The sequence below is a fragment of the Streptomyces sp. 8L genome (assembly GCF_020176795.1).
GTDB lineage: Bacteria > Actinomycetota > Actinomycetes > Streptomycetales > Streptomycetaceae > Streptomyces.
On sequence record NZ_JAIUKE010000062.1, the window covers coordinates 21,396 to 28,881 of the forward strand.

Consider the following 7,486-nt stretch of genomic DNA (forward strand, 5'->3'; position numbering starts at 1 on the left):
TGCTCGTACGGGGCGGACGGCGGCGCCGGGGTGAGCTGCGCGGTGCGCTTCGACTACACGAAGGGCACGGACTACGGCCTCGTCCTCAAGCGCGCCGGGGTCAGCGGCGACACCCAGTCGATGACCGGGGACGTCGTGAACCTGGACACCGGCGCCTCCGTCGCCCACATCGGCGGCTTCGAACTGCCTTCCTCGTCCGGGCGGTTCAAGGCGTCGGACGGCGGCTTCATCGAGCCGTACGTCACCGCGGGCTGCGGCCAGCAGGTCACGGTCACCTACGGCAAGCCGGTCGGTACGGAGGCCGGGACGAGCTACACCGGGACCGCGCCCACGATCACCGACCCGGCGTCGGGGAGCTGCCTGAGCACGGTGTCCACCGACACGGCGGCGGGCCGCAAGGGTCACGGTCACCGGGGACTCCTTCACGGGGTGAGCTCCGGCGCGGCGGGGCGGGCGCCCGACCGTCCCCGCCGCGGCGGGTCCGCGGGCAGGATGTGCCTGCCCGTACGGTCCGTGGACAGGCACAACGAGCAGATGACACCGCCCGCAGCGCTGGCCAGCATGTCGGGGCGCTCGTACTCCTCGGCGCAGACCACGCAGGTGTGGAGGGTGCCGCTGGGGTTGCCGTCGGCGTCGGTGCGCGGCTCCGGTATGCCGTCGTCCGAGCGCCTCAGGTAGTACCGGCCGCGGGTGGCGAGGGCCGTCAGCGGTGTGGCGAGCACGGCGATGCCCACCGCCACGAGCGGCGAGTACGGCTGGATGCCCGGGCCGAAGGCACCGAAGTAGACGGCGATGGACAGCACCGACGAGGCGAGGAACGACGTCAGCCCGACCGGGTTGACCGGGTAGAGCATGCCGCGCCGGAACTCCGGCTGTTTCGGGGAGAGTTTGAGGAGGTACTTGTTGACGCCGATGTCGGTGGCAACGGTGACGACCCACGCCATCGCGCAGTTCGAGTAGAAGCTCAGCAGGTTGTTGAGGAAGCTGAACATGTCGGCCTCCATCAGCGCGAGCGAGAACCCCAGGTTCACCAGCACGAAGACGAGGCGGCCCGGGTAGTGCCGGGTGACACGGGTGAACGAGTTCGTCCAGGCCAGCGAACCGGAGTAGGCGTTGGTGACGTTGATCTTCACCTGGCTGAGGACGACGAGGACCAGCGCCAGCGGCACCACGAGCCAGGACGGCATCATCCGCTCGAACACGCCGGTGAACTGCTCGATGGGTTCCACGGCCGCCGCCGAGCCGACCGCGCCGATCACGTACACCGCCATGAAGACGCCGATGGCCTGCTTGAGCGCGCCGAAGAACACCCAGCCGGGGCCCGCGAGGATGACGGACGTCCACCAGGCCCGCCGGTTGTCCTCGGTGCGCGGCGGCATGAACCGCAGGTAGTCGATCTGCTCGCCGATCTGCCCGATGAGTGACAGGCAGGCACCGGCGCCGAGCATCACGGCGGCCGTGCTCACACCGCGGTGGTCGGCGCCCTCGTAGGACAGCCAGTGCGACACCGTGGACGGCTCGGTGACGAGGAGGTAGACCAGCGGCGCCGCGATCAGCACCAGCCACAGCGGGTTGGTCCAGCTCTGGAGCTTCGCCAGCGCCTTCATCCCGTAGACGACCAGCGGGATGATGACGAGTGTCGAGACGAGGTAGCCGGCCCACAGGGGGACGTGCAGGGCGAAGCGCAGGCCCTGCGCCATGATCGAGCCCTCGGTGGCGAAGAAGATGAAGGTGAAGCTCGCGAAGACGAGCGAGGTCACGACCGAGCCGTAGTAGCCGAATCCGGCGCCGCGGGTGATCAGGTCGAGGTCGATGTTGTGGCGGGCGCCGTAGAACGCGAGCGGCAGGCCGGTGACGAAGATGATCACGGCCGCGATGGCGATGGACAGCAGCGCGTTGACGGTTCCGTGGGCCACGCCGACTCCGGCGGCGATGGAGAAGTCGGCCATGTACGCGATGCCGCCGAGCGCGGACGCGCCCACGATCGCCGGGGTCCAGCGCCGGTAGGAGCGGGGCGCGAAACGCAGCGTGTAGTCCTCCAGCGTCTCCTTGGCCTGGGCCCCGGCCCGCCCGCCGGGCGGTGCGGTGGTCTTCGCGGCAGGTGCGTCGTCGATCGCCATGCGGTGCTCCTCGGGTGGGGAACGGGGAGGGGGCGACCGGGCGCGCAGGGATGGACACAGCGCCGCGCCCCTGCGCGGGGACGATACGAGCCGTGTGTTTCACCGGGCGTGGCCACGGGATGACGGAGGCGTTACGGGGCGGGGCCGCGCGTACGTTCACCGGCCGCGACACCGCTCGAACAGGACGTCAGGAGCGCGTGAATATCCAGCTCGGGAGGGTCAACGCGCCGTCATGGGCCCGCTCGACGCGCCCGGGGCGGGCATAACTTCCCCGTATCGGCCGGACACCGGTCCGGCCGGCCCGATCTCCTGTGGGAGGACACCATGGAGCTCCTCGCTTCCGAGGGCTCGGACGAGGCCGCTGACCCCGACCCTGCCGCCATCGCCGCGCCCGCCGCCCTCGCGCCCGCCGCGGCGGACCCGCGCTCGTGCCGTCCGCTGTACGTGCCGGTGCGGATCGGCTCAGCCGGCGGCACTCAGCTTCGCTTCGCGCGCACGCCGGGCGGTGCGCGCACGGCGGTGGCGTTCACGAGCAGGCGGCGTCTGGCCGCGGTCTTCGGCGATCAGCAGCCTTGGGTGATGCTCGCCGAGCCCGCGCTGCGCTCGCTCGCCGAGCCGCTCGGCGCGCCGCTCGTGACGATCGATCCCCGTACGACCGTCGCACCGCGCGCCGCCAAAGCGGCAGTGGGAACGGCGGCCACGGCGACGGCGTCGCGGGCGGAGAACCGGCTCGCGTGCGCCCGCCGGACGTCCGTACTGCCCGGCCCGGTCCCCTCGGGTGGTCCGGTCCCCGGGCCGGCGAAGCTGTCCGCGGTGGTACGGGCGGTCGGGTAGAACGGCGGTCGGAGGGGGTGGCTCTCTCCGGCCACCGCCCCGGCCCGGTCAGTACCCCGGCGGCGGGGTGGGCCGCCGGCGCGGCCTGGTCACGTGGTAGCCGCCGACCCCGGCGAGCGCGGCACCCACCGCGCCGCCGCCGGTCCACAGCCAGCGGTCGGTCCACCAGCCGGACGACCAGCCGCCGTCCGGCTCGTCCGACGCCTGCGTCACGCTCTCCGCCGACGGCGAGGGCGAGGCCTCCGAGGCGTCGTCGGAGCTGTCGCCCGAGCTGCCGTCGGAGTTGTCGTCCGAGCTGTCGTCGGAGCTGTCCGAGAGCGCCGCACCCGGGACCAGCGGGGCCGCGAGCTTGCCGCCCACGGCGAACGCGCCGCCCTTGGAGGGCGCGTCGACGGACACGTCCGCCGACATCGGCAGCCCCAGGTCGCCCTGGCCCGCCGCGACGGCGGTGAGGCGGATGTAGTAGTCGCCGGGCAGCGGGTCGTTCGACCACGGCTCCGCCCACGCCCGTACGGTACGCAGCGTGCAGTGCAGCTCGACCGAGTCCTGGTCGGGCGCCAGCGTCCTGGTCTGGGCCCCGTACACGCACGGCTGCCGCCGCCGCAGGCCGTCGTACACATCGACCTGCCAGGTCGTCGGCCCCTTGCGCGCCGATGTGTCGGGGAAGGTGACCTTCGCGTCCACCGTGGGCCGCTGCCCGGTGTCGACGGGGACGCGCCAGTACAGGTAGTCGCCCGACGAGGCATCCGCCGTGGCATGCGTGCCCGACTGGAACAGCTGCGCCGTACGGAAGGACGTACCGGCCTCCGTGGGCCCCGCCGAGTCGCCGTCCGACGCGCTCGGCGACGGCGACGTGCCGTCCGCCACGGCCACGCCCGCCGCCCCCGCCAGAGCCGCGGACGCCGCGAGGAGCAGCGTCGCGCCCATACGTATCGCCCGCATCAGTTCGACCTCCAGATCGCGATGCGCCACCGCGACGCCCAGCCCCACAGGATTCCCGCCACGAAGCCGACGACGATCAGTGTGCCGATCAGCCACCAGCCGCGCCCGAGGCCGAACGCCGCGGCGTCCGAGGCGTCGTGGGGCGCGTCGACCAGGTTCACGGCCAGCTCGACCGGCAGGCCCGGCGAGGTCTTCACCGAGGCCGGGGCCGAGTAGGAGTTGCTGACCTCCAGGCAGACGGTCTCGGCGGGTGCGGTGCCGTCGTCGCCCGAGGACGAGCCGGACGAGGACGTGTCCGGCTTCGGGTAGCGCAGGCCCGTCGAGATGACGTCGGTGCGCCCGCTGCCCGCTTCCTGGCCCCGTACGATCTCGCGGCCGTGGGTGGTGACGGCGCGCAACAGCACGCCGTAGTCGGGGTTGACCGGCCGGTCGTCGGCGACGCTGACCGAGGCGCGCAGCTCCTGGCCCGGTGCCACGGCGACGCGGTACCAGCGGTGCTGCGCGAACTGCTCGCGGTCGCTGTACAGGCCCGGCTTGAGCTCCGGTGCCGTGGAGCAGTCGTCGGCGCCGCTCGTGGCGACGGGCGTGGCCGCGGGGTCGGCCGCGCGGTGCACCAACTGGCCGACGCGGCCGGAGAGTTCGGACCGGTGCTTCACGGAGGTGTAGGTGCCGCCGGTGGCCTCGGCGATGCAGGACAGCTGTGCCTGGGTCTTGGCGTCCGGCACGAGGCCGAGGGTGTCGATCGTGAGGTGGATGCCCTTGGCGGCGATCTCACGGGCGACGTCGCACGGGTCGGGCGGCGAGCAGGTGTCCTCGCCGTCGCTGATGAGGACGATACGGCGGCTGCCGTCACCGCCCGACAGGTCGTCCGCGGCGGCGAGGAGCGCGGGGCCGATGGGGGTCCATCCGGTGGGCTCCAGCGTGCCGACGGCGGTCTTGGCCTCCTCGCGGTCCAGCGGCCCCACCGGGTAGAGCCGCTTGGTGTCCTTGCAGCCCAGCTTGAGGCTCTTGCCTGGGTAGGTGGCGCCGAGTGTCCTGATGCCGAGGTCGACGCCCTGCGGCACCCCGTCGAGCACCTGGTCGAAGGCCTGCTTCGCCGCGGTCATACGGGTCTGCCCGTCGATGTCGCGGGTGCTCATGGACCCGCTGACGTCGAGGACGAGATCGACTTTCGCGGTGGGCGCGTCCGCCGCCGTGGCGTCGGACCCGTCGTCGGCGAGGGCGGTCGTGGGGGTGAGGAGCCCGAAGGTCAAGGCGGCCAGCAGCGCGCACGCGGCGACCGCCGGCCGTTTACTTATGATCATCGCCGGATGATATTGAAACGGGGGCACAGGGGCCAAATAAGAGTTGACGGCCCGTCAGGCAAGCGTGGGGCCGCCGGCATTGATGACCTCGCACACGACGGGACGGTCCGGCCCTCCGCGCCCCGCGCCGGCCCGGACGCTCAGCCGATGCGGGCACTCGCACCCGGGGCCAGCCGGCGGTAGAGGGCCGGGAGGCCGGGCCCCCGCTCGCCGAGGAAACCCTCGACCATCGCGGTGCCGATGTCGTTGAGGGCGCCGTCGTGCACGGCGTAGGCATCGCGCGGGGCGACCTCGCGCACGTAGTCGATCAGGTCACCGACGGTCGACCAGGGCGCGTGCACGGGCAGCAGCAGCGTACCGACGGGGCCCTCGGGGACGGTCAGGGCGTCGCCGGGGTGGAAGAGGCTGTCGTCCACGAGGAACCCGATGTTGGGGATGCGCGGGACATCGGGGTGGATGACCGCGTGCCAGGCGCCGTGCACGCGGATGTCGAAGCCGGCGGCGGTGAAGGCGTCCCCGTCCCCGGTGGCGGTGACCCGCGCGCCGAGGCCGTCCAGCTGGCTCGCGACGGACGAGTTGGTCCAGATGCGCAGCCCGGGACGCGCCTCGGCCGCGCGGCGCAGCACCTCCTCGGAGAAGTGGTCGAAGTGCTCGTGCGTCACGAGCACGGCGTCGGCGCCCTCCAGCGCGCCCGGGTCGCTCAGGCCGCCCGGGTCGATGACCAGGCGGCGCCCGTCCTTCTCCAGCCGCACGCACGCATGACCGAACTTGGTGAGCTCCATGACCGGTATCCCTCTCCTTTATGCAGATCATTTGTACAACCAGGTTGCATAACTATACAACCGAACTGTACAACCACACTCCGTGACTCCGGATAGGATGACCTCATGGACGCGGACGCGCTGGCCGAGGAGCTGCGGCTGTCACTCGGGGAACTGGTCCGGGCGGTACGGACCGTCGACAGCATGCCGCCCGGCGAGGCCGCCGTCCTCGGATTCCTCGACCGGCGCGGCCCCTTGACCACGGCCGACCTCGCCCGCCTGCGGGGCGTCTCGCACCAGTCGGCCGCCAAGTCGGTCAAGGACCTCTCCGCCGACGGCCTCGTACGCGGCGTGCAGCACCCCGACGACGGCCGCAAGCTGCTGCTGCACCTGACCGATGCCGGCCGCTCCCGCCTCCAGGGGGAGCGCACCCGGCGCGCGAACGTTCTCGGCGCCGCCGTCCGCGAGACCTTCGACCCCGGGGAACAGCGGCGGCTGAGCGAGTCCGTCGCCCTGCTGCGCCGCCTGACGGCCCACCTCACCGGAGAGTGACCGACTCGCCGGGCCCGTTCGGATCGCGCGCGGAACGCGATGGTCCTGCGTGGCCGGCCTATGGATTTCCGGTCACCCCTTGCCACGCACGGGAACGCGCGGGACACTCCCCGGGAGCGCTCCCACGACGGGGTGCCCGCCTCCGTTCCGCGCCGTGCCCGTGGGGGGTCACGGCGCGGAACGGCCCGCGCCGGAGCCCTGCTCACACGCTCTCCCCGGTCGCGGCGGGCCTGAACGACCGCCTCCAGGACACGGGTTGCGGTGCCGCACGCCACGGCGCGCCGTCGCCCACAGGGGACGGCGGCGCGCCGGTGACGCGAGGTCAGCCGCGGGGCGGGCGCGCCGCGAAGGGCCGCGCCCGGCCGCTCAGCGGGGGCTCAGCGCTCCCGCCTGCCCGACCAGTGCTTGGTGTCGACGACGTGCCGGTGGTTGTCCCGCAGGGTCGCCGTGTCCTTGTTGTCCCAGATGTAGTGGCGGCTGTCCTGGTAGACGTCGCGGCCGGTGTCGCGGCCCGTGCCCGTGTGGACGCGCACGGACGACCGCCCGGCGAGGCGGAGATTCTTGAAGTGGTAGACGTGCCGGCTGTCCTTCGAGAGCGTCCAGCCCTTGAGGTTGACCGCCTTCTTGCCGGTGTTGGAGACGGTGACGTACTCGCCGTTCAGGCTCTTGTTGGACCGGTTGTCGTGGCCGGGGCTGTCGTACTGGACGTAGCCGACGACGACCGGTGAGTGCGGCGCGCGGTGGGCGGGCGCGTGCCCGGCCGCGGGGGCGGGGGGGGCGGCCGGGGCGGGGACCACGGCCGCGCCGAGCAGGACCGCGGCGGTGCGTGATGCGGAGCTGAACATGGATACCTCCTGCGTACGGCGCCCGCCCCGGGCGCCGACCCTGCCAGCGCCCCGCCCCGCCGCCGGGGCGGGGGCCCAGGGGGGGGCCCGTCACCAAACGGGGGGAAAATACCCGGACCGGGTTAGGG

7 protein-coding genes are annotated in these 7,486 nt (G+C 72.8%); 2 read left to right on the forward strand and 5 right to left on the reverse strand.

Annotated elements, in window-relative coordinates; translation table 11 throughout:
* Positions 1-422: 422 nt before the first annotated feature.
* Positions 423-2,120, reverse strand: a complete 1,698-nt coding sequence (locus LCE31_RS07285; RefSeq protein ID WP_225013172.1) for a purine-cytosine permease family protein — start codon at positions 2,118-2,120, stop codon at positions 423-425.
* A gap of 324 nt (positions 2,121-2,444) precedes the next feature.
* On the opposite strand from LCE31_RS07285, the gene LCE31_RS07290 reads away from it, so the two are divergent.
* Positions 2,445-2,954, forward strand: coding sequence for an SAV_915 family protein (locus tag LCE31_RS07290; protein ID WP_225013173.1), 510 nt, complete (start codon positions 2,445-2,447; stop codon positions 2,952-2,954).
* Between the two features lie 48 nt (positions 2,955-3,002).
* Here LCE31_RS07290 and LCE31_RS07295 read toward each other — a convergent pair whose 3' ends face one another.
* The 3 genes from LCE31_RS07295 to LCE31_RS07305 all read right to left on the reverse strand — a co-directional run bounded on the left by LCE31_RS07295 (position 3,003) and on the right by LCE31_RS07305 (position 5,982).
* A complete protein-coding gene (locus LCE31_RS07295; protein ID WP_225013174.1) occupies positions 3,003-3,896 on the reverse strand; it encodes a hypothetical protein in 894 nt (297 codons plus the stop codon).
* Complete coding sequence (locus LCE31_RS07300) at positions 3,896-5,200, reverse strand: VWA domain-containing protein (RefSeq protein ID WP_225013175.1); 1,305 nt, start codon at positions 5,198-5,200, stop codon at positions 3,896-3,898. Before LCE31_RS07300 ends, LCE31_RS07295 begins: the two co-directional genes overlap by 1 nt.
* A gap of 140 nt (positions 5,201-5,340) precedes the next feature.
* On the reverse strand, positions 5,341-5,982 hold the full coding sequence (locus tag LCE31_RS07305; RefSeq protein ID WP_225013176.1) for an MBL fold metallo-hydrolase: 642 nt from the start codon (positions 5,980-5,982) through the stop codon (positions 5,341-5,343).
* A gap of 105 nt (positions 5,983-6,087) precedes the next feature.
* On the opposite strand from LCE31_RS07305, the gene LCE31_RS07310 reads away from it, so the two are divergent.
* Positions 6,088-6,513, forward strand: coding sequence for a MarR family winged helix-turn-helix transcriptional regulator (locus LCE31_RS07310; protein WP_225013177.1), 426 nt, complete (start codon positions 6,088-6,090; stop codon positions 6,511-6,513).
* Between the two features lie 377 nt (positions 6,514-6,890).
* Here the strand turns inward: LCE31_RS07310 and LCE31_RS07315 are convergent, their stop codons facing one another.
* Positions 6,891-7,358: a lamin tail domain-containing protein gene (locus LCE31_RS07315; RefSeq protein ID WP_225013178.1), complete on the reverse strand. Its 468-nt coding sequence runs from the start codon at positions 7,356-7,358 to the stop codon at positions 6,891-6,893.
* Positions 7,359-7,486: the final 128 nt, after the last annotated feature.